Here is a 25,804-nt window from a genome sequence, read left to right as displayed (position 1 = left end):
CTTTTGGAGCCAAGAGTCTTTAATTCTTATCCTCTTTCTCTTTCACAGCAGACAATACAGTTTGTTTTACCCATGCTTTACGATTCTTATGTTGTATAGCCCATTGGTATAAACCTTGCACACCTAAAATAAGTGAAATGACTATGCCGCTAAACGCGATTAAAAGAGCAAAATATTCTAGGGGTGAAGATATATGATTTGAATCAGTGTTTTTTAAAAGGTCAATCATAGTAAACCCTAGCATTTGGCCCACTACAGAGTAGAGGGTTAAAATTAATAATAAAAGGCTATCTTTTTTAGAGGCAACATTTTCTTGATATTTAAACAAACTATCAAGATTTTGTTTCGCATTCGTGAACAGTATTTCAATATTGAAAAGCTTTCTTAAACGAAAGAAAATATCTTCACTTTGTGACTGAGATACTAATTCTAAAGAAAAATAATTAGCTGTAAACGAATTGATAGAATAAATTAACTTCTCTATCTCATTTGTATCTTGTTCAATATTTAGTTCAGCATAAGCGTTTGCCATTTTTAATAATACAATTTTATGAAATAAGTTTAATAATAAAGCGTAATAAAACTCCCCATACATTTGGCTAGCAAGTTTAGCTATTTTATTATCATCTTCGTTCGTAATACATGTGAAAATATGTTCTTCCATTATGAAATAACGATTAGGAGCCCATCTTTGATAGGCGTGCTGTTTTAAGTAATCATTAATATAAGGGAGATTGTTCGCACTTACATATGGTTTACCATCACTTGTTAATCCAGAAAGACTGGAAGTACGATAAACATCAATAACGTTAAGTTCCATATTTTCTTTTAGCGATAACAAAGTTTGCACGTACATTCTTTGGTCTTCAAAGAAAGGAAAAGTTTGAAAGTAAGAACTTCTTAATCTTTTCTTTTCAAAAAAATCTGTTAAGCCGTTAAATAAATAACCGAAAATGAACTTTTCAACTTGGGAATATTTTTTCCTATCGCATGTTATGCAAATGTTTTCGTCCGTTTCATTTCTCGTTTCAAGTACACGGAATCGTGTAGCGAATTCTATTGCGTCTGATAATGTCATGTTTGGAGAGGTGTTAACTTCAGTTCGAATTGTTAGGAACCCAAGTTCATAAGGGCATAGTGTTACATCGATTGAGTGCACTGTGAACGGGACAGAGATTAGATTTGTTGTTAAATGTCCGTTTAAATTGAGATCTTTAGAATAGCGCTGTAATCCTTTTTGATGCTCAGAGCGAGGAAAGAGAATTTTATTTGTAAATGAAAGATAGTATGCTTCCATATTTTGATGTGAAACATGAAACTCCCCGTAATATGTATTTTCATCTTCGAGATGATCGAGTCGAAAGGGTCGGAAATCATTTTTTTGTAAGAAAGGGAACATATTTTGTTCATATCCACTTTTGAACGAAAATGGGAAAATAAATTGAAAAATAGCTGTTGATACATATTTTTCTTCGATTGTTTGTATTGCCTCCATTTACATAGTTTCCTTTCAATATAAGCTATAGAAACAACATGCCCAAATCTTCTTGAAAATAACCATTGTTTTTTACTCGATTAAGAATGAAAATTCAGCTTATTCGTTAGGGACATGTATAATATTATGTATACTAAAAATAGTATTATCATGTTTTGAAAAGGGGGATGTAATATGCGCATTTTAGTATTAGGAGCTGGAGGCGTTGGGGGATTTTTTGGTGGACGACTAGTAGAGAAGGGAGAAGATGTTACTTTTCTCGTTCGTAGTAGACGGAAACAACAATTAGAGGAAAAAGGTCTTGTTATTCGAAGCGTTAACGGAGATTTTTCATTCCAACCGAAATTAATTACGAAAGAAGATATAACAGCTCCATTTGATGTAATTTTATTTTCAACAAAAGCATATCACCTAAAAGAGGCAATAGTAGATTTGAAATCATTTGTAGGTGAGAATACAGTCATAATCCCATTATTGAATGGTATGGCTCATTTATCACTATTACAAAAAGAGTTTGGTGAGGAAAAGGTGATTGGTGGTTTATGCTTTATTGAAACAACATTAAATAACGAAGGGGATGTCGTACAAACTAGTGCTGCAAACAGACTTATATTTGGGGAAATTAAGCCTCAAGATTCAGAGAGGATGCAACGTATTTCGAAAGTATTTGCGGGTACGAAAGCTAGTTTTATTTTAAGTGAAAATATTTTGCAGGACATGTGGCACAAATATTTATTTATCACCGTAATGTCAGGAGTGACAACATTAATGCGTTCGCCAATAGGGCCGATTCGTGAAAGTGAAGGTGGACGTGAATTTATCCGAAATGTATTTGAGGAATCTATGCAAATTATGAGGGCATTTGGAGCTCCAGTTAAGGATAATATTGTTGAGGAACATATGAAAACAATTGATAAAATTTCTTATGATATGAAGTCCTCTATGCAGCGTGATATGGAAAAAGGTTCGCTCGTTGAAGGGAAACATTTGCAAGGATACTTACTGGAATTAGCGGAGCAATTTTCTATAAATGTGCCTTTATTAGGAGTTGTATATCAAAATTTAAAGGTATATGAAGAAACGATCTTAAGCGAAAAAAAAGTACAATTTTAATAGTATGAAAAAAGGGAAAGGATAGCAAAATATAAATACGTTGCTATCCTTTTTTATGTTCATTTTTGACAATCTACTCGTTTCTTTCGGTTCTTTTTGTCGTGTTTCTCTCTTTTTCACGGTTACCATATAACTGATTAATTTCATTTGCTACTGTATCTAAATATGAATCGGAAAAAAGTGGCTTCTTTTCTTTAGACATATGGGTCTCCTTTGTGGATTTTTTAGTATTCATTATGCATGTTTATCGGTGGATTATGCGCAATCATTTTAAATTTTTTCGTTTTTAAAATTTTTGTTTACTTTTTGAAAATAAAGGAGTATTATAATCCACAGTTTCAATTTTCTAAATCGCTGAGACCGCATGGTGCGGGGGACCCGTTTTAATGGATTAGTGCATAATTCAATGGGGTGAATCCTTGAAAAAGGTAGGGCTACTCATAGGCCCGAATCCGACAGCTAACCTCGTAAGCGCTATATTGAGAAGGAAGGTGGAGCTTGTGCGACAAAAAAATTAATGTCTACAAGTCTATTCGTTATGGCTTGTAGACATTTTTGCTTTCTGAAGAAATAGTTTATTGGTTGTGACTAGCAGAATGGTTCGTACAAAATTATTGGAGAGTGGACAGCAGTGGTTTCATCTATAAAAAAATTTTTAATTGGAAGACCGTTAAAATCAACCGAGTTAGGAGAACAAAAGCTTAATAAAACGAAGGCGTTAGCGATTTTATCTTCTGACGCATTGTCATCGGTTGCTTACGGTCCAGAGCAAATTTTAATTGCATTAGCAGGTCTTGGAGCAGTAGCTTATTGGTATTCTATTCCAATAGCTGTTGGAGTATTAGTGTTATTGACAGCTCTTATTTTATCTTATCGACAAATTATTTTTGCTTACCCTCATGGAGGGGGGGCATATGTTGTATCGAAAGAAAATTTAGGGATGAATCCAGGCTTAATAGCAGGAGGATCTTTATTAGTCGATTATATTTTAACTGTTGCAGTAAGTGTGTCTGCGGGTACAGATGCGATTACGTCTGCTTTTCCTAGCTTACATGCGCATAATGTAATCATTGCGGTTATATTTGTTATATTAATTACTATTTTGAATTTAAGAGGGGTAACGGAATCAGCTTCCATTTTAGCATATCCTGTTTACTTATTTGTTCTAGCACTATTTATATTAATTGGTGTAGGGATATACAATATTTTAACTGGTCATGTTTCACCGACTTTGCATTCGCCAATTGGAACACCAGTTGCGGGAATTAGCTTATTTTTACTGTTACGAGCGTTTGCATCAGGAAGTTCTGCTTTAACAGGTGTTGAAGCAATCTCTAATGCAATCCCGAATTTTAAAGATCCTTCTCCTAACAATGCGGCAAAAACATTGCTTGCGATGGGTGCTTTACTTGCCGTTTTATTTTCGGGAATTGTCTTTTTAGCTTACTATTATGGCATTAATCCAAGTAAACAAGTAACGGTTGTTTCACAAATCGCTGAACAAACATTTGGACGTAATTTCATGTACTATTTCATACAAGGTACAACAGCTTTAATATTAATTCTTGCTGCTAATACAGGATATTCTGCCTTTCCATTATTGGCGGTTAATCTTGCGAAAGATAAGTTCATACCGAGAATGTTTACGATTAGAGGAGACCGTCTAGGATATTCAAACGGTATTATTATACTTGGGATTGCTTCGATTATTTTAATTGTAGCTTTCCAAGGGAAAACAGAACACTTGATTCCGCTATATGCGGTAGGGGTATTTATTCCATTTACACTTTCTCAAACTGGAATGGTACTAAAATGGCTTCGTGAAAAGCCTGAAGGATGGATTTTACGATTATCAATTAATTTAACGGGCGCAATTATTAGTTTTATCGTAATGAGTATGTTCTTTTTAACTAAATTCGCGCAAGTTTGGTCAATCCTTATTTTCTTACCTTTCATTATCTTCTTGTTTCATCGAATTAAGAAGCATTACGATGCAGTTGGCGATCAATTGAGTTTAAAAACTTGTGAGCCGCTTATTCCGATTGAGGGGAATGTAATTGTTGTCCCTGTAGCTGGTATGACTCATGTAGTAGAAAATTCATTGAATTATGCTAAGGCTCTTTCTGCAGATCAAGTTATCGCTGTATATGTTGCTTTTGACAGAGAAGAGGAAAAGAAATTTGAAGAGAAATGGAAGAAGTGGCAACCTGAAGTAAGGCTTGTTACATTACATTCTCATTATAGAAGTATTATTCAGCCGTTAACAAAGTTTATTGATACAGTGCAATATAAAGCGAGTGAATCAAATTACAGAGTTACGGTCGTTATACCACAGTTTATTCCGAAAAAAGGTTGGCACAACATTCTTCATAATCAGTCTAGTCTATTAATTCGTGCGTATTTACTCTATAAAAGAAATGTTGTTATTACGACAGTTCCATATCATTTGAAAAAGTAAGAAGATTTTTTAAGGATAGCTTCACGAAAGTGAAGTTATCCTTTTTTGTGTATATGCTATGCATAATTGCATATAGGCTTAAAAGATATATTAATATAATTTTATCAGTTATGAGTAAATAGTGTTTTCTGCTGTGGTATATAGATATTCTAATCGAGAAAGTGAATCGGATTTTATTTTGGAATAAGGACATGGGATCTTGAAAATAAAGGGAATTAAAATACTTCTTTACGTTAGATAAATGGCTGTGTTTAAATGACCTTACAGTACAAAACTTAAATGGAAACAAAACGAAATTTCATATTTTAGCACGTTAATTAGTTTAAAATGAATAATATTTTTATGTAATATATTCACTGTATGAATGTGGAAATTGCGATAAAATAGAAATTTTATACAACTTTATTCATACTAAACACATATGAAAAGTTATGAAATGTTTTATAACAATAAGTAAGTACTGTAGCAAGGAAATTTGAGAGAGGTGGTTAGTACATGAATCATGATGAGAACACTCTCTATTTTTAACCATCTCAATATATGCAAGAAAATAATACAATGCGATATTAATAGTTGCTAATACATAGGAGGAGTTAAAGTGAAAAAGACTTTAATTACAGGGTTATTGGTTACAGCAGTATCTACGAGTTGCTTCGTTCCTGTAAGCGCTTACGCAAAGGAGGGGCAATCAGAAGTGAAAGTATTAAATGTGCAAAATGTAATTGCTCCAAATACATTATCAAATTCAATTAGAATGTTAGGATCACAGTCACCGCTCATACAAGCATATGGATTAGTTATTTTGCAACAACCAGACATTAAGGTAAATGCTATGAGTAGTTTGACGAATCATCAAAAGTTTGCAAAGGCGAATGTAAGAGAGTGGATTGATGAATATAATCCGAAGTTAATCGACTTAAATCAAGAGATGATGAGATATAGTACTAGATTTAATAGTTACTATAGTAAGTTATATGAACTAGCAGGAAAAGTAAATGAAGATGAACAAGCAAAAGCAGATTTTACAAGCGCATATGGGAAATTACAAGTGCAAGTACAAACGATCCAGGAGAGTATGGAGCAAGACCTATTAGAATTAAATCGATTTAAATCGGTATTAGACAAAGATAGTAACAACTTATCAATTAAAGCTGATGAAGCAATAAAAACACTGCAGGGATCAAGTGGAGATATTGTGAAATTAAGAGAAGACATTAAAAGAATTCAAGGGGAAATTCAAGCTGAACTAACTAATATTTTGAATAGACCACAAGAAATTATTAAAGGTTCTATTAATATCGGTAAACAAGTATTTACAATCACAAATCAAACTGCACAAACGAAAACAATTGATTTTGTTTCTATCGGTACTTTAAGTAATGAAATTGTAAATGCTGCAGATAGTCAAACGAGGGAAGCAGCTCTTCGTATTCAACAAAAGCAAAAAGAGTTACTACCACTTATTCAAAAGTTATCACAAACTGAAGCAGAGGCGACTCAAATTACATTCGTTGAAGATCAAGTAAGTAGCTTTACAGAACTAATTGATCGCCAAATCTCAACTTTAGAAACGTTATTAACAGATTGGAAAGTATTAAACAATAATATGATCCAAATTCAAACAAATATTGAAGCAGGCACGTATACAGACAGTAGTTTACTTCAAAAACATTTCAATCAACTCAAAAAAATAAGCGACGAAATGAATAAGCAAACAAATCAATTTGAAGATTACGTTACAAATGTTGAAGTACATTAAAAAGAAAAATAATTAGCGATATAGGGAGAGAAGAAAAATGACAAAAAAACCTTATAAAGTAATGGCTCTATCAGCACTTATGGCAGTATTTGCAGCAGGGAATATTATGCCGGCCCATACTTATGCAGCTGAAAGTACAGTAAAACAAGCTCCAGTTCATGCGGTAGCAAAAGCTTATAATGACTATGAAGAATACTCATTAGGACCAGAAGGTCTTAAAGATGCAATGGAAAGAACAGGTTCAAACGCTTTAGTAATGGATCTGTACGCTTTAACAATTATTAAACAAGGTAATGTTAACTTTGGAAATGTAACGTCGGTTGATGCTGCTTTAAAAGGTAAAGTGATTCAGCATCAAGATACGGCTAGAGGAAATGCAAAACAATGGTTAGATGTATTAAAGCCACAGCTTATTTCAACGAATCAAAATATTATTAATTACAATACGAAGTTCCAAAATTATTACGATACTTTAGTTAAGGCTGTAGATGAGAAGGATAAAGCAACACTTACGAAAGGTCTAACTAGATTATCAAGTAGTATTAATGAAAATAAAGCGCAAGTAGATCAGTTAGTAGAAGATTTGAAGAAATTCCGAAATAAAATGACTGGGGATACTCAAAACTTCAAAAGCGATGCAAATCAAATTACATCCATTTTAGCTAGTCAAGATGCTGGAATTCCGCTCTTACAAAATCAAATCACAACGTATAATGAGGCAATTAGCAAATATAATGCAATTATTATCGGTTCATCTGTTGCGACAGCATTAGGACCAATTGCAATTATCGGTGGCGCGGTTGTTATTGCTACGGGAGCAGGAACTCCGCTAGGAATCGCATTAATTGCAGGCGGAACAGCAGCTGTAGGCGGTGGAACAGCTGGAATTGTACTAGCTAAAAAAGAACTTGATAATGCACAAGCTGAAATTCAAAAAATAACAGGACAAATTACAACTGCTCAATTAGAAGTAGCAGGTTTAACAAACATTAAAACACAAACAGAATATTTAACAAACACTATTGATACTGCAATTACAGCATTGCAAAATATTTCAAACCAATGGTATACAATGGGATCAAAATACAATTCTTTACTTCAAAATGTAGATTCAATTAGTCCAAACGACCTTGTTTTCATTAAAGAGGATTTAAACATTGCGAAAGATAGCTGGAAAAACATTAAAGACTATGCAGAAAAGATTTATGCTGAAGATATTAAAGTAGTAGATACGAAAAAAGCATAATCGAATACGAATCGTTAGAGCGTTAAGTATTGATGAATGATTTGAAGCTCCTGTTCAGTTGTGAGCAGGAGCTTTTTATATCCTTATAAAGAGAATAGGTGAAAAGTATGCAGAAAAGATTTTATAAAAAATGTCTTTTAACGCTAATGATTGCTGGGGTGGCAACGAGTAATGCGTTTCCTTTACATCCTTTTGCAGCAGAACAAAACGTAAAAACATTACAAGAAAATGCGGAAAATTATTCTCTCGGACCAGCAGGATTCCAAGATGTAATGGCGCAAACGACATCGAGCATATTCGCAATGGATTCATATGCAAAATTAATTCAAAATCAGCAAGAGACTGATTTGAGTAAAATAAGTTCGATTAATGGTGAGTTTAAAGGAAATATGGTTCAGCATCAAAGAGATGCAAAAATTAACGCGGCGTATTGGTTAAATAATATGAAACCTAAAATTATGAAAACGGATCAAAATATTATTGATTACAACAATACTTTTCAAGCATACTATAATAGCATGCTATTAGCGATTGATCAAAAGGATAGCGGTAAATTAAAAGCGGATTTAGAAAAGTTATATGCGAGCATATTAAAGAATCAAAATGAAGTAGATATTTTATTAGGAGATTTAAAAGCATTTCGCGATAGAATGGCGAAAGATACAAATAGTTTTAAAGAGGATACGAATCAATTAACAGCGATTTTGGCGAGTACGAATGCTGGTATTCCAGCTTTAGAGCAACAAATAAATACATATAATGATTCGATTAAAAAGAGTAACGATATGGTCATTGCTGGTGGGGTACTTTGCGTAGCGCTAATAACTTGTCTTGCAGGCGGACCGATGATTGGGATTGCGAAAAAAGATATTGCAAATGCAGAACGAGAAATAGCCAATTTAAAGGATAGAATTTCTGGAGCACAAGCAGAAGTGGCAATTTTGACAGATGTGAAAAATAAAACAACAAATATGACAGAAACAATTGACGCAGCAATTACAGCATTGCAAAATATATCAAATCAATGGTATACGGTAGGTGCAAAATATAATAATTTACTACAAAACGTAAAGGGAATCAGTCCTGAAGAATTTACCTTTATAAAAGAAGATTTAAATACGGCGAAAGATAGCTGGACAGATGTAAAGAATTATACAGAAAAATTACATGAAGGCGTGACGAAGTAAAGTTTTAGCCGGCTTATAATACAGGTGCTATCATTGTCATTATTTGTCGATAAGTCGATATATTTGAAAAATCCTTGATATAATTTCATTTACTTTGGTACGGTTCTAAAAAGGGATGTAACCTAGTCAAAAACTTCGACTTAGGGGACATCCCTTTATTTTTTATTGTTCATTAGTCGAAATTTCTTGTATAAAGCTGTATAATGCTTGTAACGAAAGGGAAATACAGGAAAGGATATGTAATTAGTTACTATGGATAAAGATAAACAACAATTAAGTGTCGAAGTTGCAAGATTATATTATCAATCAGATTATAGTCAACAAGAAATTGCTAATAAATTAAATATTTCAAGACCGACGATTTCTAGATTATTAAAGTATGCAAAAGAAAAAGGATTTGTTCAAATTAGTATAGCCGATCCATTTGCTGATTTAGATAACGTCGGGAATTTACTTAAAGAAAAGTATAATTTGTTAGAGGCTCATGTTGTATTTTCTCCTGTACCAGAATATGCAACGATTACGGAGTACATTAGTAAATATGCTGCTGAGTATATGGAAAAGACAGTTGAAAACGGTGATATCGTTGGTGTTAGCTGGGGAATGACGATGTATGAAATCGCTAGAAAAATCGTACCGCAACATGTAAAAGGGGTAGAGGTTGTTCAATTAAAAGGTGGCATTAGTCACTCGAGTGTAAATACATATGCGAATGAGACAATTGCTTTATTTGCAGATGCTTTTCAAACGACGCCAAGAAATCTACCACTTCCAGTTATATTTGATAATGCGGTGACAAAAGAATTAGTAGAGCAAGATAGACATATTCATCATATTATCGAAATGGGAAAACAAGCAAACATTGCAATTTTCACTGTCGGAACAGTGCGTGATGAAGCGTTATTATTCCGATTAGGATATTTAGATAAGGATGAAACGAGCTTACTGAAAAAACAAGCGGTCGGTGACATTTGTTCACGTTTCTTTGATGGAGACGGAAATATTAGTAGCGAAGAAATTAATCAGCGTACAATTGGAATTGAGTTAGAAGAATTAAAGTTAAAGAAACGTTCTATTTTAGTTGCAGGTGGTAATAGAAAAATAAAAGCAATTGATGGAGCGTTAAGTGGTGGGTATGCAAATGTATTAATTATAGATCAGCATACGGCGAAAGAATTGTTACATTATCAAAAAGGTTAGAAATAAAGGGCTTTCTCAAAAGGATACTTTTGAGAAAGCCTTTTATTTTATTTGTATATTAATTAAATGATTTCTTAGCTAAAGTGGATTTCCTTCTTGGAAAATAAAGTTCCTTTTAAAAAAATAATTATGGATATTGAGATACATACTACCAGTGTTAACATAAAAGTTTTGATTTCAACTTGTGATACATATGAAGTGTTTCCCAGTAAGAATGCGTTTCATTTATTACGAGAAATTCCCCTTCTAAAAAAGAATGAACAAAATTTCTAAAGTATATTTACATTTGTTCAACTAAGAGTTAGAATGAAGTTGTTAAAAGATATAAGGAGTGAAGATAATGAACATTGCAAAGTTAATTGACCATACAGTTTTAAAACCGAATTCTACTAAAGAAGATGTTATGAAAGTAATTGAAGAGGCAAAAAAATATAATTTCGCTTCTGTTTGTATTAATCCTACGTGGGTAAAATTAGCGGCTGACGAGTTAGCTGGACACGATGTAGACGTTTGTACTGTTATCGGATTCCCATTAGGTGCGAACACTACTGAAACAAAAGTATTCGAAACAAAAGATGTAATTGCAAAAGGTGCAACTGAAGTTGATATGGTAATCAACGTAGGTGCTTTAAAAGATGGCGACAATGAGTTCGTTGAAAAAGATATTCATGAAGTAGTACAAGCAGCGAAAGGAAAAGCTCTTGTAAAAGTTATTATTGAAACTTGCCTTCTAACAGACGAAGAAAAAGTTCGTGCTTGTGAATTATCAGTGAAAGCTGGTGCTGATTTCGTAAAAACTTCAACTGGATTCTCAACTGGCGGAGCAACTGCAGAAGATATCGCATTAATGCGTAAAACAGTTGGACCAAACGTTGGTGTAAAAGCATCTGGTGGCGTTCGTACACGTGAAGACGCAGATAAAATGGTAGCTGCTGGAGCTTCTCGCGTTGGAGCAAGTGCTAGTGTTGCAATCGTATTAAATGATGCAAAAGGTGCTACAGATAACTACTAATTAATAATGAAGTAAAGAGCAATAGATACACGTTTAAAGTAAAGTGTATCTATTGCTTTAACAATTAAAAAACATGTAAGCGGATACGAATGGGAGGAGACGGCTTATGAAATACTTAATCGGTGTTTTAGGCCTCGTATTGATTTTAGGTATCGCTTGGCTTGCTAGTAATGATAAAAAGAAAGTCAAATTTCGCCCAATCATAACGATGGTTATATTACAATTCATTTTGGGATTTTTATTATTAAATACGAGTATTGGGAATATATTAATTAGTGGAATCGCTGATGGTTTTGGAGAATTATTAAAGTATGCCGCTGATGGTGTTAATTTCGTATTTGGTGGATTAGTAAATCAAAAAGAGTTTTCATTCTTTTTAGGGGTATTAATGCCAATCGTATTTATATCAGCGTTAATAGGTATTTTGCAACATATTAAAATACTACCTATTATTGTGAAATTTATCGGTTTAGCATTAAGCAAAGTAAATGGAATGGGGAAACTTGAGTCATATAACGCGGTTGCTTCTGCGATTTTAGGACAATCTGAAGTGTTTATTTCAGTTAAGAAACAACTAGGATTATTGCCAGAAAAAAGAATGTATACATTATGTGCATCTGCGATGTCTACAGTTTCTATGTCTATCGTTGGATCATACATGGTGTTATTAAAACCACAATATGTTGTAACCGCTTTAGTGCTTAACTTATTTGGTGGTTTCATCATAGCTTCTATCATTAACCCGTATGAAGTTACAGAAGAAGAGGATATGTTAGAAGTGCAAGAAGAAGAGAAAAAGACCTTCTTTGAAGTATTAGGGGAATACATTATAGATGGATTTAAAGTTGCGATTACAGTAGCAGCTATGTTAGTTGGTTTCGTTGCTCTGATTGCCTTTATTAATGCATTATTTAAAGGTGTAATCGGTATCTCATTCCAAGAAATTCTTGGTTATGTATTTGCACCATTTGCATTTATTATGGGCGTTCCGTGGCATGAAGCAGTTAATGCCGGCAATATTATGGCGACAAAACTTGTATCAAATGAATTTGTAGCTATGACAGATTTAGCACAAGGAAACTTTAATTTCTCAGCTAGAACAACAGCGATTATATCTGTATTCTTAGTTTCATTTGCAAACTTCTCTTCAATTGGAATTATTGCGGGAGCAGTGAAAAGCTTAAATGAAAAACAAGGGAATGTAGTCGCAAGATTCGGCTTGAAATTACTTTTCGGTGCAACATTAGTAAGTTTCTTATCAGCAACGGTTGTTGGCTTACTATTTTAATAGATTCATATAATATGAAAAGGAATGGTGATTGTAATGAGAATGGTAGATATTATTGCGAAAAAACGTGATGGAAAAGAATTAACGACTGAAGAAATTAATTTCTTTATTAATGGTTATACAGACGGAAGTATTCCTGATTATCAAGTGAGTGCACTTGCAATGGCAATCTTCTTCCAGGATATGACGGATCGTGAACGTGCAGACTTAACAATGGCAATGGTTGAGTCTGGAGAAACTATCGACTTATCAGCAATTGAAGGCGTTAAAGTAGATAAGCATTCAACTGGCGGTGTTGGTGATACAACAACATTAGTATTAGGACCATTAGTTGCTGCTTTAGATGTACCAGTAGCAAAAATGTCTGGCCGTGGTTTAGGACATACGGGCGGAACAATTGACAAATTAGAAGCAGTAGAAGGATTCCACGTTGAAATTACGAAAGAGCAATTCATTGATATTGTAAACCGTGACAAAGTAGCTGTTATTGGTCAAACTGGAAACTTAACACCTGCAGATAAAAAGATTTATGCATTACGTGATGTAACAGGAACGGTAAACTCAATTCCTCTAATCGCAAGTTCAATTATGAGTAAAAAAATTGCAGCTGGCGCCGATGCAATCGTACTTGATGTAAAAACAGGTGCAGGAGCATTTATGAAAACAGAAGAGGATGCAAAAGAATTAGCACATGCAATGGTACGTATCGGAAATAATGTTGGACGTCAAACGATGGCAGTTATTTCAGATATGTCACAACCTCTTGGTTTTGCGATTGGTAACGCTCTAGAAGTGAAGGAAGCAATTGATACTTTAAAAGGCGAAGGCCCAGAAGATTTAACAGAATTAGTACTTGTATTAGGTAGTCAAATGGTTGTACTTGCGAAAAAAGCCAATACATTAGAAGAAGCTCGTGAAATGTTACTGGAAGTTATGAAAAACGGAAAAGCAACTGAGAAATTTAAAGAGTTCTTAAGCAATCAAGGTGGAGACAGCTCGATTGTAGATAATCCAGAAAAAATGCCACAGGCGAAGTATGTAATTGATGTACCTGCTAAAACTTCAGGTGTTATTTCAAACATTGTTGCAGATGAAATCGGTATCGCAGCTATGTTACTTGGTGCAGGCCGTGCAACGAAAGAAGATGAAATCGATTTAGCTGTAGGTTTAATGTTACGTAAAAAAGTTGGCGATGAAGTAAAAGAAGGCGAGCCATTCGTAACAATCTATGCAAATCGTGAAAATGTAGAAGATGTAAAAGCAAAAATTTATGAAAACATTTCTATCTCTGAAACAGCAGTGGCTCCTAAATTAGTTCATACAGTTATTACTGATTAATCATAATTACATTTACTTTGAGGAGGAAATAATATGGATAAGAAAAAATATATTGAAGAAGCAAATAAGATGTTATCAAAAGCATATATTCCGTATTCAAAATTTCCTGTTGGTGCAGCGTTAGTTACGAAAGAAGGTAAAATCTATACTGGTTGTAATATAGAAAATGCTTCTTACGGATTATGTAACTGTGCAGAAAGAACGGCGATCTTTAAAGCAGTATCAGAAGGCGAGCGCGATTTTAGTTACTTAGTCATTACAGGTGAAACTGACGGACCAATTTCACCATGTGGTGCATGTAGACAAGTTATTGCTGAATTTTGTGATCCGAAAATGCCTGTTTTACTAACGAATGTAAAAGGCGATGAAAAAGAAGTGACGGTCGAACAGTTGTTGCCGGGTGCTTTCTCAATTGAAGATTTAAAATAAGATAAAAGGGCCTTCCACAATCAACAGTTGTGGAAGGTCTTTTTTTGTATAAAAAGAACAATGTAATATTCTGTTCATATTCCGTTCATAAACTTTGAGTAAAATGATTGCAGCGAATATGGAAAGTGACGATATGAATTGTCGTTCTACAGCAGGAGGAATATAATGAAGAAATTATATAATGCAGCATTCATGTACTTAATTATTGGCTTATTATCAGGTGTATTTGCAAGAGAGTATACAAAAGCACAAGGAATTAAAGGATCCACTATGTTACAGCTAGTGCATACACACGTATTAGTATTAGGATTCATATTCTTTTTGGTTGCTTTAGCTTTATTTAAAGTGTTTCATGTACAAGAAACAAAAAGCTTTCGCGCATGGTTTGTTGTTTATAATGCAGGATTAATTTTTACTATCGCGACAATGGTATTTAGAGGTCTTCTACAAGTAAACGGAACGGACTTTAACGGTTTAAGCCATATGGCTGGATTAGCTCATGTCATTATTAGTGTCGGGCTTGTTTGGTTTATGATTTTGCTAAAAAAGTCTTTTAAATAGATAGGAGTGGAGAATATGAGTTTAGCACTTTTATCAAGTATCGTAGCAGTTTGTATGGCCGTTGGAGTGATGTTTCTTCGATTTAAGTCAGCGAAAAAACCGGTAACGAAAAAGAAAATTATATTACCGCCAATTTTTATGAGTACTGGTGCAATGATGTACTTCTTACCAGAGTTTCGATTAACATCGTTAGAAATAGTAGAGGCAATTAGCGTAGGACTTATTTTCTCTATATTTCTTATTAAAACATCTAAGTTCGAAATAAAAGGCGAAGATATATATATGAAACCGTCAAAAGCGTTCATATTTATTTTAGTTGGTTTATTGGCTGTACGAGTAGGACTTAAATCATATTTAAGTCAATCGATTGATTTAGCGCAATTAAGCGGGATGTTTTTCTTACTTGCATTTGCGATGATCGTATCGTGGAGAATTGCTATGTATCGCTCGTATACTAAATTACAAAGACAATTGTAGAAAATATAAAAAGAGCTGGAATTTCTATATGGGAAATCCAGCTCTTTTTATGTTTTATTGAAACTCTTTAGCGCGGAGCTCATTTACTAAATTTCAAACGATCTTGAGCATGTTGTAAAGCAAGTGGAGTAACGTTCTCGCCGCTAGGATCTACAATTTTTGTATTTAATAAAATGGAATCTAAACTTCCGCGAAATTCTTTCGTATAGCTTTTTCTTAACGTTTGTTGCTCTTGTTTTTCGGCACTATTTAATCCTATAGTTTTTTCTTTTTTTGCTAATTCGTTAATACGGGATAAAATGTTTTTCATTTTGTTCACCTCTTATTTTAAAATAAATTAGTTACTTACTAATTTATAGTAATTTTAACTCGTATAGTTTGTTATGTCAATACCATCTACAAATGGGTTAAAAATTGACGAAAAATTATAACAATAATAAAATGAATAACAGAGGACAATTAGCTTTAAAAGCATACATAGAACGTTAGGGGGATTATTATGAAGTCAACATTTTTTACTCAAAATAGAGAACGATTAGTAAAAACATTACCGGAGGAATCTATTACTATTTTATTTGCGGGACAAGCACCTCATATGTCAGCTGATGCACATTATAAATTTGTGCCGAATCGTAATTTTTACTACTTAACGGGAATCGATGAGCCAAATGTTATTTTCATGCTAAAAAAGTTTGGGAATAGTGTAGAAGAGACTCTTTTCATTGAAAAATCAGATCCAGTGCTTGAGAAGTGGGTTGGAAAAACAGTTTCTAAAGAAGAAGCAGAGAAATTATCAGGTATAAAGAAAGTTGTATATATAGAGAGCTTTGAAAAAACAATGTCAAATACACTTTTCACCGAAAATGTGAAACATGTGAATTTAGATTTGGAGCTTCGTGAGTGGAAAGGTACAGAGACGAAAACGTTAGCGTTTGCTAAACATGTAAGAGAACAATATCCTCACATTACAATCGGAAATGTGTATCCGAACATTTGTGAATTAAGAGTGTTTAAAACAGAAGAAGAAATTGAAATCATAAAAGAAGCTATTGCTGTTACTAAAGAGGGTATTTATAACGTACTGAAGCATGCAAAAGCAGATATGATGGAATATGAATTAGAAGCTCATTTTGATTTTACGCTGAAATCATCTGGCATTAAACATCATGCGTTTAATACAATTTTGGCGAGTGGTAAAAATGCTACTGTGCTGCATTATGAAGATAATGATGCAAAAGTGGGAAAAGGTGATTTAGTACTGCTCGATTTAGGTGCTCAAAAAGACTACTATAATGCTGATATTAGTTACACATTCCCAGCTAGTGGCACATTCTCTAGTCGCCAAAAACAAATATATAATATAGTGTTAAAAGCATTAAAAGAAACAACGGAACTTATTAAGCCAGGTTTAAAATTCGCTGCATTAAATGAACATACAAAAAAAGTACTAGCAGAAGAATGTAAAGCAATTGGTTTAATTCAAGAAGACGAGGAATTAACTAAATATTATTATCATGGTGTCAGCCACTTCCTTGGTTTAGATACGCATGATGTAGGAACATACAAAGATAGAGTATTAGAAGAAGGTATGGTCATTACGATTGAACCAGGTCTATATATTGAAGAAGAATCAATTGGAATTCGTATTGAAGATGATATTCTTGTCACGAAGGACGGGTATGAAAACTTGTCAAAAGATATCATTAGAGAAGTTGAAGAAATTGAAGAGTTTATGAGAGAAAATAATGTGAATGTAAAAGAAGATGAAGTTGTTACGAAATAATAATTAGAAGAGGCGCTCAATTTTGGGCGCCTTTTTATTTTGTTCATTTTACATCTCCATATTTTCTTCAAAATCATCTTCTATAATGATTTTGAAAAAGAAAAAGGAGGGGTTTTCCATGAAAAGATTTGTGTTAATAGCAGTTATAGTCTCCGTAATATCTTTAATTGCTGCGTGTTCTGCGACCACAAATACAACAAATGATCATAAAAATATGAATGATAAAAAAACAGCACAGACTGAAACTGCTACAAAACCATTGAAAGTTGTAAAGGGGCCGGAAGTTACTTTAGTAGCGAAAGAAGAAAAACAAAAGCTAAGTAACGGTGTTATTGTTCCGGTCTGGACATTTAATGGTTCATCCCCGGGTCCAGAAATTAGGGTGAAAAAAGGTGAAAAGGTTAAAGTGACATTAAAAAATGAATTATCTGCACCAGTATCTATTCATTGGCATGGATATCCTGTTCCAAATAACATGGATGGAATTCCAGGCGTGACACAAGATGCGGTTGAATCTGGAAAAAGTTTCACCTATGAATTTGAAGCGAATGTACCAGGAACGTATTGGTATCATTCGCATCAAGATTCTGTCAATCAATTAGATAGAGGCTTATATGGTGCTCTCGTTGTAGAAGATACAAATGAAAAGTATGATAAAGATTACACATTAATGTTAGATGAATGGGTAACAGATGAAGAAGAAATTAATAAGCAGTTAAAAGAAATGACAAAAGGGCAAACAGGTAATAAATCTAAGGATAATGAAAATACGAAAAAGAATGATGATATGAAAGGCATGGATCATTCCGGTATGGATATGAGCAGTGATAAAAAAGACTCTGGTAATATGGCAGGAATGGACCATGGAAATATGAAGGTGGAAGGTCATGATATGAGTATGTATGACTTATTCACAATCAATGGTAAAAGCGGTGATTTAGTAGAGCCATTAAAAGTGAATAAGGGAGATAAAGTTCGTCTTCGCCTCGTTAATGCTGGTTATCTATCACATGATATACACGTTCACGGTCATGATGTAAAAGTAATTGCGACAGATGGCCAACCAATTAATGATCCGAAAATTATAAAGGATAAAGTAATTTCAATCGCACCGGGTGAACGTTATGATGTTGAATTCACTGCTAACAATCCTGGGAAATGGTATGTTGAAGACCATTCAGAAAATAAAGGTGCAAAAGGAATGAAAGCTGTTATTGAATATGATGACAGCAAAGAGATGAAGGACAAAGCAAACGAAAAAGAAAAATTATCAAAATTAGACATGACGAAATATGGTGCTAAAAAATTAGGGGGTTTCACGTTAGACCAGCAGTATACTGCCACATATAATATGGACTTGAATACGCAAATGAATGGAAATGAAATGGTATATACAATTAACGGAAAAGTATTCCCAGATATTGACCCAATTCCAGTAAAAAAGGGTGATTTAGTAAAAGTAAAATTAGTAAATCGCTCTAAAGCAGACGATCATCCGATGCATTTACACGGTCATTTTTTCCAAGTGTTAAGTAAAGATGGAAAACCGATAGAAGGTTCTCCAATTGTTAAAGATACTTTGAACTTAAAACCAGGAGAAGAATATGAAGTAGCCTTTGTAGCTGACAATCCAGGTGAATGGATGTTCCATTGTCATGATTTACACCATGCTTCAGCAGGAATGGTAACAGAAGTAAAATATAAAGATTACAAATCTGATTATGTTCCAAACCCTAATATTCCAAATAGGCCAGAATAATATAAAATTCATGTAATTTATTATGATATAAAGCAGTTATCTTATTGGATAGCTGCTTTATTAATTTTGATTGTAAGTGTTAATGCGTGTGTTGATCGTGCCCTGAGGAAGATGGGGGAGTATGATCTGGGAATGTCACGAATACAGTAAGAACAATTACTACGCTAATGGAAAGTAATAATAGAAACCGTCGGTGGATATAAGTAGAAAAGTTCTCTGATAACAATTGAATCATACATGACATGGTAATAGTTATGGTAAGTAAGAGGCTAATAAGAAGTATACTATGAGCTTGTTGAGTGTTTAACATTTCTGTAATCATTGCTCCCATCATACTTGCCATTAATCCAGAGAACATTCCTTCTAAGGCAGTATACAGGTGAAAACGAAGACCGACTAAAAAACCGATAAAACCACTAATCAAAATAGCAAGCAAAGTAGAATATAGTAATTCTCCTTTAAAAAAAATACCTAAATAAAAGCCTATACTTAAACCGATACTCATACTAAAAGACATAATAAATACCATATACTCCATTAGGGTACCCTTGCGTTTAGAAATATATGATGTAATAATAATCGAGATACAACAAAGTGTTAAGGCAGTTAACGTATAAGTAAACATCATGATACCTCCCTGTCCTATCATTCACTTCATCATATGTTTAAATGGAGGGTACTTATGCTTATATATATCTGCAAATTATCTGCACAATTTAATGAATATAAGCAAGTAGTAATAAAGGAAAGGACGCTTGATTTTTTTTGGCGTCTTTTTTGCTTGTGAGTATGTGAAAGAAATTGTTATATAATGAGTTTCTATTGTGAAGCCATAAAGAATAAGCGTATAATATTATAGGTCTCACATTTGTGAGGCAAACCGCGAATGATAAATAAGATTGTTGTTTTATCGTCGTCTCTAAACATATATACAATGAAAGTAACACTGGAATACAGATAGGGAGTTATAAAATGAAATTAATTATTGCCGAGAAACCAGATCAAGGTTTGGCTCTTGTTTCACAGTTTAAATATCGCCGGAAAGATGGGTATTTAGAAGTAGAAGCGAATGAGTTATTTCCAAATGGAGCGTACTGTACATGGGCAATTGGTCATTTGACGCAGTTATGTAATCCAGAACATTATCACGCTGAGTGGAAAAAATGGTCGCTCGATACATTACCAATGATTCCAGAGCGATTTCAGTTTGAGGTAACAAAGTCAAAGTATAAGCAATTTAATGTAGTGAAACAGCTGTTACATAATCCGGGGGTAACAGAAATTATTCACGCGGGCGATGCTGGGCGTGAAGGGGAACTGATCGTAAGAAATATTATTAATCTTTGCAACGTGCAAAAGCCGATGAAACGTCTTTGGATTTCATCTTTAACGAAACAAGCCATTTATCAAGGGTTTAAAAACTTACTTGATGAATCAGATACGATTAATACGTATTACGAAGCATATACAAGATCTTGCGCCGACTGGGTCGTTGGTATGAATGCATCGCGTGTCTTTAGTATTTTGCTAAAGAAAAAGGGAATGAATGATGTGTTTTCCGCTGGTCGTGTACAAACACCAACATTAGCATTGATCGTAAAGCGTGAAAAAGAAATAGAGAACTTTAAGTCAGAGCCATTTTGGGAAGTGTTCGCAACCTTTAATATAGAAGGAAAGAAGTATGAGGGGAAATGGGAGAAAGATAATGAGTCCCGCTTAAATGATCCTGATTTGGCAAATAAAATTGCAGCGTTTTGTCAAAATAAACCGGCTGTAGTAAAAGAAATGAAAACGGAGCGTAAAGAGTTTCAGCCGCCGTTTTTATTTAATTTATCAGCACTGCAAGCGACAGCGAATAAAGCCTTTAAATTTTCACCGAAAAAGACGCTAGATATAACGCAAGCACTATATCAAAAAGGGATAGTCTCTTATCCGCGTTCGGATTCTAACTATGTTACACAAGGAGAGGCAGCGACGTTCCCTGATATTTTACAGAAGTTAAGTCAGTTTGATGAATATAAAGGTTTATTGCCGGCACCAATTGAATCGATTATGAACAACAAGCGTTATGTGAATGAAAAGAAGGTTACCGATCACTACGCAATTATACCGACAGAGCAAGTTACAAATCCAAGTAAACTATCAGGTGATGAAAAGAAAATTTACGATATGATCGTAAGAAGACTTATTGCGGCGCATTATGAAGTAGCAATCTTTGACTACACAACGATTACAACGCTTGTAGACGAACGTGCGGAGTTCATTTCGAAAGGAAAACAGCAAATTCAAGAAGGTTGGCGTAAAGTTATTTTCCAAGACGATAAAGATGACGAAACGATTCTTCCAATTGTAGCTGAAGGTGAACAAGGGAAAGTTGTAAAGGTGAAAGTGAAAGAAGGAAAAACACAGCCACCGAAACGTTATACAGAAGGACAACTTATAACGTTAATGAAAACAGCTGGTAAGTACTTAGATAATGAAGAACTTGAGAAAGTATTGAAGAAAACTGAAGGTTTAGGTACAGAGGCAACTCGCGCAGGTATTATTACGATGCTGAAGGATCGTAAATATATAGATGTGCAGAAAAACCAAGTGTACGCAACGGATAAAGGAAAAGTATTAATTACAGCAATCGGTGACAAAATACTAGCCTCACCAGAAATGACTGCGAAATGGGAGCAGCGCCTTGCGGAAATTGGAGAAGGTACAGCTTCACCAGCTACATTTATGGAACAGACGAAAAAGCTATCAGCTAAAATTATTGAAGACGCGGTAGAAATGTCGGAGAAGTGGGACTTCACTGGATTACATGTTGAATCGATAGAACGAAAAGGATCGAAATTTACAACAGGTAAAAAGGTTGGGAACTGTAAAAAATGTGATGGCGATGTTATTGACAAGTCCACATTTTACGGTTGTTCAAACTACAATACAACACAATGTGACTTTACCATCTCGAAGAAGATATTAAGTAAAACAATTTCGCAAAAAAACATGACAAAGCTCTTAAAAGGTGAGAAGACCGATTTAATTAAAGGTTTTAAAAAGGGCGAGAAGACCTTTGATGCGAAGTTAGAGTGGAAAGATAATAAGATTAACTTTGTGTTTGAGAATTAAGTGGTTTCAACAAATAAAAAAGTGCTTTACTAAATAAAAAAGCTCCTGCCCGAGTAAAAGGTGCTATAACAGGTTAGGTTTGAAAAATATTGATAGAAAAGAAAAAGCATGACAATTTTATGTCATGCTTTTTTATTTTATAATTACAGACTTTTGTGTGCTAGCACTAAAAAGTATTTAAAATAATTGTTTGAAAAAATGATATTAAATAGGACGTTTATATTAACTTTATCATCTCTTTTATATAAAGAGAAAATAAGAAATTAGAAAATAAAAGCAAGCAATTAAGAGAACATCTGAAAGTAGCGTACACTGATGTTTATAAAAAGTTATAGAGCATTTCTTTGAATGAAGAATGCTTTTTATTTTTGCTTAAAACAAAAATATACAATAAAAATATTATCTAAATTGATAAAAATTTATTGTAAAACAATAAAAAGTGTATTAAAATCAAAATCAGAGTAAATAAGTGAAGTGCTTTTTATGGAAAAAGTAACAACGTTGTTTTTAAAAATAGATGTTACTCTTTTAGGGGCCAGAGATGGCGAATCTTGCAGCAAAATTGCTTCTACAGTTTGCTTTTATAAAATATCTCGTTTTCATCGCTTTAGAGGCAACTTGTAAGGCAATAGAATGTCAGTCTAGAGATATTTTAGAATACAAAAGTGACGAAGACAGTTAAACATTGTCGGAGAAACTTAATATAACAATTATTAGGGGAGGTATAACTATGGACATTAACAATTTGATTGTTGAAAATATTGATAACCCTCATGAGTTGGAGAAAATGTATAGAAAAGACCCGAAAGCTTTTAAAAAGTCATTCTCATACGCATGGGAACAAAATCCTGATTCTCAGGTTCTGGGTATTTGGTATGAAAGATTGCATTTCAAGGAGACGGAAAATACAGGAAAAACTTCCTTGATTCAAAAAGGTTTCTTATTCATGGGCATTTTATCTATTCTGGCCGGGATAAGCACCAGAATCATTTTCCACTTTGTCGAACAGGAAGCAATTGCTCCGATTAACCTGGCTTTTGGTGTAATTCCCTTTATTGCTGCCTATTTTGTTTACAATAATACTCCGAAAAAAAGTGTTATTTATTCCCTTGTAGCGTTGTTCCTAATTTCCGGGTTTTATCTTAATATGCTGCCATTAAATTATAAAGACAGTATTATCCTTGCTTATTTACACCTTCCTATATTCTTATGGGTATTGGTAGGACTTGCGTTTACAGGAAATGAATATTCAAAAGGCAGTACAAGATTAGCCTATATTAAATTTAATTTGGAATATTGTATTCTCTACGCCAGCATGGCAGTTAGCGGAATGGTACTAGCAGTATTCACCATGCGGTTATTTAGCTTTGTTGACTTGGATATAGGAGACTTCTATTTTAGTAATGTTGTTTTATTTGGTGCTGCCGCTCTCGCTATTGTGGCTGCATACCTGGTATCAATGAATCTTAAACTTGCTAAAAATATTACACCATATATATCTAAAATTTTTAGTCCTCTTGTCTTGGTCACATTGTTGATCTATCTTATAACGGTTATATGGGTCGGAAAAAATCCATTTTTGGACCGCAATTTCCTGATAGTCTTCAACGGAATACTCCTTGGTGTATTGGCCGTTACTATATTTTCTATTATCGAGAGCGACTCAGACGAGAAAAAGAACATTTCAGATTATATAAATTTTTCCTTAATTGTTCTTGCGCTTATCATTGACAGTGTGGCTTTGTCAGCCATCGTGTTCAGGCTTTCTTCCTATGGGATTACGCCTAATAGACTTGCTGTTTTAGGAGTAAACATACTTATCTGGGCAAATCTAATTTGGATTATGCTCTCCTATATGCGTTTTCTACAAAACAAATCCGGACCTTCAACTATCCAAGATGCCGTTACTAAGTATTTGCCAATCTACGGACTTTGGGCAGCTTTCGTTACATTTACTTTTCCTATAATTTTTAATTAGAAAGGATCTGTTAATGTAACGAAAAGTCAATCTTCTATAACGTATAAAATCTTTAGAGCCGATATTATGCAGCTTTTTATACAGAGTTGCATAATATCGGCTTATTTTCATTACTAAAGTTAAAAAGCGGGTGTTTAAACTAGAAGGCATAATATAAATGAAAGAAAATAATATATGAGTAGAAGGGAGAGTACAGTGAATAGTGAAATCAGTAGTATAAAAGAGAACAGTGCTAGTATTTGGAGTAAGTAATGTATATTTTGGAGTATTGTATAGAAAGTTAATTCCAAATGAAATGCAAGGAGGATTTTTTGATTTTTAAATTTGTTATTATTAGTATCAACTCCGGTTGGAATTGCAATCACAGGATATTTCTTAGAGTCAATTTCACCTTCCATTCTATTTATCATAATTGGTATTATTACGTTTTTAGCTTCAGTTATTTCATCTTTATTAATGAGTAAGAGGCGATAATTCAATTTTGCGTTGATATAATTTCTCGGCAATAAAAAAACGTCCCAAAGTAGGACGTTTTTTATTATGCGTATTGCTGTTTTTTCTTAATAAGTAACAACACTTGTGAGACACAAGCAAGAACTGGCAGCTCAATCAACGGTCCAATAACGAGTGCAAGTGCGATAAGAGGCTCGTCTGGAAAAGCAGTCACAGCAATAGCGAGCGCAACAGGCGAGTTTCTTGCTAATGTTGTTAAGCTTAAACTTACTGTATCTTTATAAGATAAATGCAGGATGCGCCCGATAAATTGTCCTAGTAAAAAATTAATGATGAAGAACAATAAAACAGGAATCAGTAATAATAAAACAACATTCATATTTTGTAGTAAATATTTACCTTGTGATGCAAACATCGCTACAATCGCTAAACTTAAAAATACAATTTGAGCAGAGCTGAAAAACGGAATGAGTTTATTCTCGAGTGTTTCAGCTTTTTTCATTTTATTCATAATGAATTTTGTAGCGTGTGCAAGTAAAAATGGTAAGACAATTACGATAACGATACTTTCTACTAAAACAGAAACCGCTACAGTCTTCATTACACCGGCAAATAAAAATAAATAAACGGGTAGCAATAATACTTGTAAAATTAAATTTACAGGCAAAATCGCTGTGGAAAGTGCTACGTTCCCTTTCGCTATTTCAGTAAATATTAAGTACCAATCTGTACATGGAGTAACCATCAACATAATAAATCCAACCCAAAGTGCTGGATGATCTGAAAGAAAAAATGCACCTAATCCCCAAGCGAGGAAAGGTGTCCATAAAAAGTTAATGGTAAGGCTTGTTCCAGCAAACTTTAAATTACGAAACCCGTTTTTTATTTCTTTCAATGGGATGCTGAGGAATAATCCATATAGCATGAAAAATAAGAAGGGGACAATAAATTTGTCTGAATACATATGTATCATATTAAATTGTCCTAATATAACTCCGAATATAACAGCTGCAAGAATGATAAAAGTTTGAATCTTTTCTATAGTGCTCATGAATAAATCCTTTCTAAATATGAATTTCCCTCTCTAAGTTTATTATACAAGTAATAAAGTTGTATTTGCTGTTTAATTGTATTTTAGCTATTATTTTTAA

21 protein-coding genes, 1 pseudogene and 1 riboswitch are annotated in these 25,804 nt (G+C 33.7%); of the genes and pseudogenes, 17 read left to right on the top strand and 5 right to left on the bottom strand.

Annotated features, from left to right (window positions below; genetic code table 11):
• Positions 1-19: 19 nt before the first annotated feature.
• Positions 20-1,495 (bottom strand): hypothetical protein, encoded by a 1,476-nt coding sequence (locus tag ACTFQM_RS05980; RefSeq protein WP_440033745.1) that lies wholly within the window; start codon positions 1,493-1,495, stop codon positions 20-22.
• Between the two features lie 174 nt (positions 1,496-1,669).
• Between ACTFQM_RS05980 and panE the strand changes: the two genes are divergently transcribed.
• Positions 1,670-2,608: a 2-dehydropantoate 2-reductase gene (panE, locus tag ACTFQM_RS05975; RefSeq protein ID WP_440033744.1), complete on the top strand. Its 939-nt coding sequence runs from the start codon at positions 1,670-1,672 to the stop codon at positions 2,606-2,608.
• 73 nt (positions 2,609-2,681) lie between these two features.
• Here panE and ACTFQM_RS05970 read toward each other — a convergent pair whose 3' ends face one another.
• Complete coding sequence (locus tag ACTFQM_RS05970) at positions 2,682-2,810, bottom strand: hypothetical protein (RefSeq protein WP_048375881.1); 129 nt, start codon at positions 2,808-2,810, stop codon at positions 2,682-2,684.
• A 140-nt stretch (positions 2,811-2,950) separates the two neighbouring features.
• Positions 2,951-3,097: riboswitch (cyclic di-AMP (ydaO/yuaA leader) on the top strand.
• A gap of 142 nt (positions 3,098-3,239) precedes the next feature.
• On the opposite strand from ACTFQM_RS05970, the gene ACTFQM_RS05965 reads away from it, so the two are divergent.
• The 11 genes from ACTFQM_RS05965 (at position 3,240) to ACTFQM_RS05915 (ending at position 15,563) form a co-directional block, all read left to right on the top strand.
• On the top strand, positions 3,240-5,066 hold the full coding sequence (locus tag ACTFQM_RS05965; RefSeq protein WP_440033743.1) for an APC family permease: 1,827 nt from the start codon (positions 3,240-3,242) through the stop codon (positions 5,064-5,066).
• A 598-nt stretch (positions 5,067-5,664) separates the two neighbouring features.
• The gene (gene nheA, locus ACTFQM_RS05960) at positions 5,665-6,825 is read left to right on the top strand and encodes a non-hemolytic enterotoxin NHE subunit A (protein ID WP_440033742.1); all 1,161 of its coding nucleotides are present in this window, start codon (positions 5,665-5,667) and stop codon (positions 6,823-6,825) included.
• A gap of 37 nt (positions 6,826-6,862) precedes the next feature.
• Positions 6,863-8,071 (top strand): non-hemolytic enterotoxin NHE subunit B, encoded by a 1,209-nt coding sequence (nheB, locus tag ACTFQM_RS05955; RefSeq protein ID WP_440033741.1) that lies wholly within the window; start codon positions 6,863-6,865, stop codon positions 8,069-8,071.
• A gap of 107 nt (positions 8,072-8,178) precedes the next feature.
• On the top strand, positions 8,179-9,258 hold the full coding sequence (nheC, locus tag ACTFQM_RS05950; protein WP_440033740.1) for a non-hemolytic enterotoxin subunit C: 1,080 nt from the start codon (positions 8,179-8,181) through the stop codon (positions 9,256-9,258).
• Positions 9,259-9,510: 252 nt separating this feature from the next.
• Positions 9,511-10,458: a sugar-binding transcriptional regulator gene (locus ACTFQM_RS05945; RefSeq protein ID WP_025151438.1), complete on the top strand. Its 948-nt coding sequence runs from the start codon at positions 9,511-9,513 to the stop codon at positions 10,456-10,458.
• A gap of 340 nt (positions 10,459-10,798) precedes the next feature.
• Positions 10,799-11,470 carry a deoxyribose-phosphate aldolase gene (deoC, locus tag ACTFQM_RS05940; protein ID WP_002171386.1) on the top strand — a complete coding sequence of 224 codons (672 nt, stop codon included), beginning with the start codon at positions 10,799-10,801 and terminating at the stop codon, positions 11,468-11,470.
• Positions 11,471-11,576: 106 nt separating this feature from the next.
• Positions 11,577-12,758 carry a NupC/NupG family nucleoside CNT transporter gene (locus ACTFQM_RS05935; protein ID WP_002171387.1) on the top strand — a complete coding sequence of 394 codons (1,182 nt, stop codon included), beginning with the start codon at positions 11,577-11,579 and terminating at the stop codon, positions 12,756-12,758.
• A 36-nt stretch (positions 12,759-12,794) separates the two neighbouring features.
• Positions 12,795-14,096, top strand: a complete 1,302-nt coding sequence (locus ACTFQM_RS05930; RefSeq protein WP_440033738.1) for a pyrimidine-nucleoside phosphorylase — start codon at positions 12,795-12,797, stop codon at positions 14,094-14,096.
• 33 nt (positions 14,097-14,129) lie between these two features.
• Entirely contained in the window at positions 14,130-14,525 is a 396-nt protein-coding gene (locus ACTFQM_RS05925; RefSeq protein ID WP_000358532.1) for a cytidine deaminase, read from the top strand.
• Between the two features lie 165 nt (positions 14,526-14,690).
• Positions 14,691-15,086 (top strand): DUF2871 domain-containing protein, encoded by a 396-nt coding sequence (locus ACTFQM_RS05920; protein ID WP_002171389.1) that lies wholly within the window; start codon positions 14,691-14,693, stop codon positions 15,084-15,086.
• A 15-nt stretch (positions 15,087-15,101) separates the two neighbouring features.
• Positions 15,102-15,563, top strand: a complete 462-nt coding sequence (locus ACTFQM_RS05915; RefSeq protein ID WP_440033737.1) for a CcdC family protein — start codon at positions 15,102-15,104, stop codon at positions 15,561-15,563.
• A 79-nt stretch (positions 15,564-15,642) separates the two neighbouring features.
• On the opposite strand, the gene ACTFQM_RS05910 is transcribed toward ACTFQM_RS05915, so the two are convergent.
• On the bottom strand, positions 15,643-15,873 hold the full coding sequence (locus tag ACTFQM_RS05910) for a DUF896 domain-containing protein (RefSeq protein WP_440033736.1): 231 nt from the start codon (positions 15,871-15,873) through the stop codon (positions 15,643-15,645).
• Between the two features lie 189 nt (positions 15,874-16,062).
• Between ACTFQM_RS05910 and ACTFQM_RS05905 the strand changes: the two genes are divergently transcribed.
• Both ACTFQM_RS05905 and ACTFQM_RS05900 read left to right on the top strand, forming a co-directional pair.
• Positions 16,063-17,346, top strand: coding sequence for an aminopeptidase P family protein (locus tag ACTFQM_RS05905; protein ID WP_440033735.1), 1,284 nt, complete (start codon positions 16,063-16,065; stop codon positions 17,344-17,346).
• A 118-nt stretch (positions 17,347-17,464) separates the two neighbouring features.
• The gene (locus ACTFQM_RS05900; RefSeq protein WP_440033734.1) at positions 17,465-19,105 is read left to right on the top strand and encodes a multicopper oxidase family protein; all 1,641 of its coding nucleotides are present in this window, start codon (positions 17,465-17,467) and stop codon (positions 19,103-19,105) included.
• Between the two features lie 79 nt (positions 19,106-19,184).
• On the opposite strand, the gene ACTFQM_RS05895 is transcribed toward ACTFQM_RS05900, so the two are convergent.
• Entirely contained in the window at positions 19,185-19,730 is a 546-nt protein-coding gene (locus ACTFQM_RS05895; protein WP_440034391.1) for a hypothetical protein, read from the bottom strand.
• 347 nt (positions 19,731-20,077) lie between these two features.
• Between ACTFQM_RS05895 and topB the strand changes: the two genes are divergently transcribed.
• From topB to ACTFQM_RS05880, 3 genes and pseudogenes are all read left to right on the top strand, one after another.
• A complete protein-coding gene (gene topB, locus ACTFQM_RS05890) occupies positions 20,078-22,222 on the top strand; it encodes a DNA topoisomerase III (protein ID WP_002171395.1) in 2,145 nt (714 codons plus the stop codon).
• 730 nt (positions 22,223-22,952) lie between these two features.
• Positions 22,953-24,200 carry a DUF4153 domain-containing protein gene (locus tag ACTFQM_RS05885; protein ID WP_440033733.1) on the top strand — a complete coding sequence of 416 codons (1,248 nt, stop codon included), beginning with the start codon at positions 22,953-22,955 and terminating at the stop codon, positions 24,198-24,200.
• A 232-nt stretch (positions 24,201-24,432) separates the two neighbouring features.
• A pseudogene (locus ACTFQM_RS05880) lies at positions 24,433-24,674 on the top strand (MFS transporter); the annotation flags it as partial.
• A gap of 64 nt (positions 24,675-24,738) precedes the next feature.
• On the opposite strand, the gene ACTFQM_RS05875 reads toward ACTFQM_RS05880, so the two are convergent.
• The gene (locus ACTFQM_RS05875) at positions 24,739-25,704 is read right to left on the bottom strand and encodes an arsenic resistance protein (protein WP_440033732.1); all 966 of its coding nucleotides are present in this window, start codon (positions 25,702-25,704) and stop codon (positions 24,739-24,741) included.
• Positions 25,705-25,804 lie beyond the last annotated feature (100 nt).

The sequence above is a fragment of the Bacillus cereus group sp. MYBK30-2 genome (assembly GCF_051915945.1).
Classification (GTDB): domain Bacteria; phylum Bacillota; class Bacilli; order Bacillales; family Bacillaceae_G; genus Bacillus_A; species Bacillus_A paramycoides.
This window is presented reverse-complemented; position numbering and strand designations above follow the sequence as displayed.

Coding starts and splice junctions, on each gene's coding strand:
- ACTFQM_RS05980 (WP_440033745.1), bottom strand. CDS start 1,495: ATGGAGGCAATACAAACAATCGAAGAAAAATATGTATCAACAGCTATT.
- panE (WP_440033744.1), top strand. CDS start 1,670: ATGCGCATTTTAGTATTAGGAGCTGGAGGCGTTGGGGGATTTTTTGGT.
- ACTFQM_RS05970 (WP_048375881.1), bottom strand. CDS start 2,810: ATGTCTAAAGAAAAGAAGCCACTTTTTTCCGATTCATATTTAGATACA.
- nheB (WP_440033741.1), top strand. CDS start 6,863: ATGACAAAAAAACCTTATAAAGTAATGGCTCTATCAGCACTTATGGCA.
- nheC (WP_440033740.1), top strand. CDS start 8,179: ATGCAGAAAAGATTTTATAAAAAATGTCTTTTAACGCTAATGATTGCT.
- ACTFQM_RS05945 (WP_025151438.1), top strand. CDS start 9,511: ATGGATAAAGATAAACAACAATTAAGTGTCGAAGTTGCAAGATTATAT.
- deoC (WP_002171386.1), top strand. CDS start 10,799: ATGAACATTGCAAAGTTAATTGACCATACAGTTTTAAAACCGAATTCT.
- ACTFQM_RS05935 (WP_002171387.1), top strand. CDS start 11,577: ATGAAATACTTAATCGGTGTTTTAGGCCTCGTATTGATTTTAGGTATC.
- ACTFQM_RS05930 (WP_440033738.1), top strand. CDS start 12,795: ATGAGAATGGTAGATATTATTGCGAAAAAACGTGATGGAAAAGAATTA.
- ACTFQM_RS05925 (WP_000358532.1), top strand. CDS start 14,130: ATGGATAAGAAAAAATATATTGAAGAAGCAAATAAGATGTTATCAAAA.
- ACTFQM_RS05920 (WP_002171389.1), top strand. CDS start 14,691: ATGAAGAAATTATATAATGCAGCATTCATGTACTTAATTATTGGCTTA.
- ACTFQM_RS05915 (WP_440033737.1), top strand. CDS start 15,102: ATGAGTTTAGCACTTTTATCAAGTATCGTAGCAGTTTGTATGGCCGTT.
- ACTFQM_RS05910 (WP_440033736.1), bottom strand. CDS start 15,873: ATGAAAAACATTTTATCCCGTATTAACGAATTAGCAAAAAAAGAAAAA.
- ACTFQM_RS05905 (WP_440033735.1), top strand. CDS start 16,063: ATGAAGTCAACATTTTTTACTCAAAATAGAGAACGATTAGTAAAAACA.
- ACTFQM_RS05900 (WP_440033734.1), top strand. CDS start 17,465: ATGAAAAGATTTGTGTTAATAGCAGTTATAGTCTCCGTAATATCTTTA.
- ACTFQM_RS05895 (WP_440034391.1), bottom strand. CDS start 19,730: ATGTTTACTTATACGTTAACTGCCTTAACACTTTGTTGTATCTCGATT.
- topB (WP_002171395.1), top strand. CDS start 20,078: ATGAAATTAATTATTGCCGAGAAACCAGATCAAGGTTTGGCTCTTGTT.
- ACTFQM_RS05885 (WP_440033733.1), top strand. CDS start 22,953: ATGGACATTAACAATTTGATTGTTGAAAATATTGATAACCCTCATGAG.
- ACTFQM_RS05875 (WP_440033732.1), bottom strand. CDS start 25,704: ATGAGCACTATAGAAAAGATTCAAACTTTTATCATTCTTGCAGCTGTT.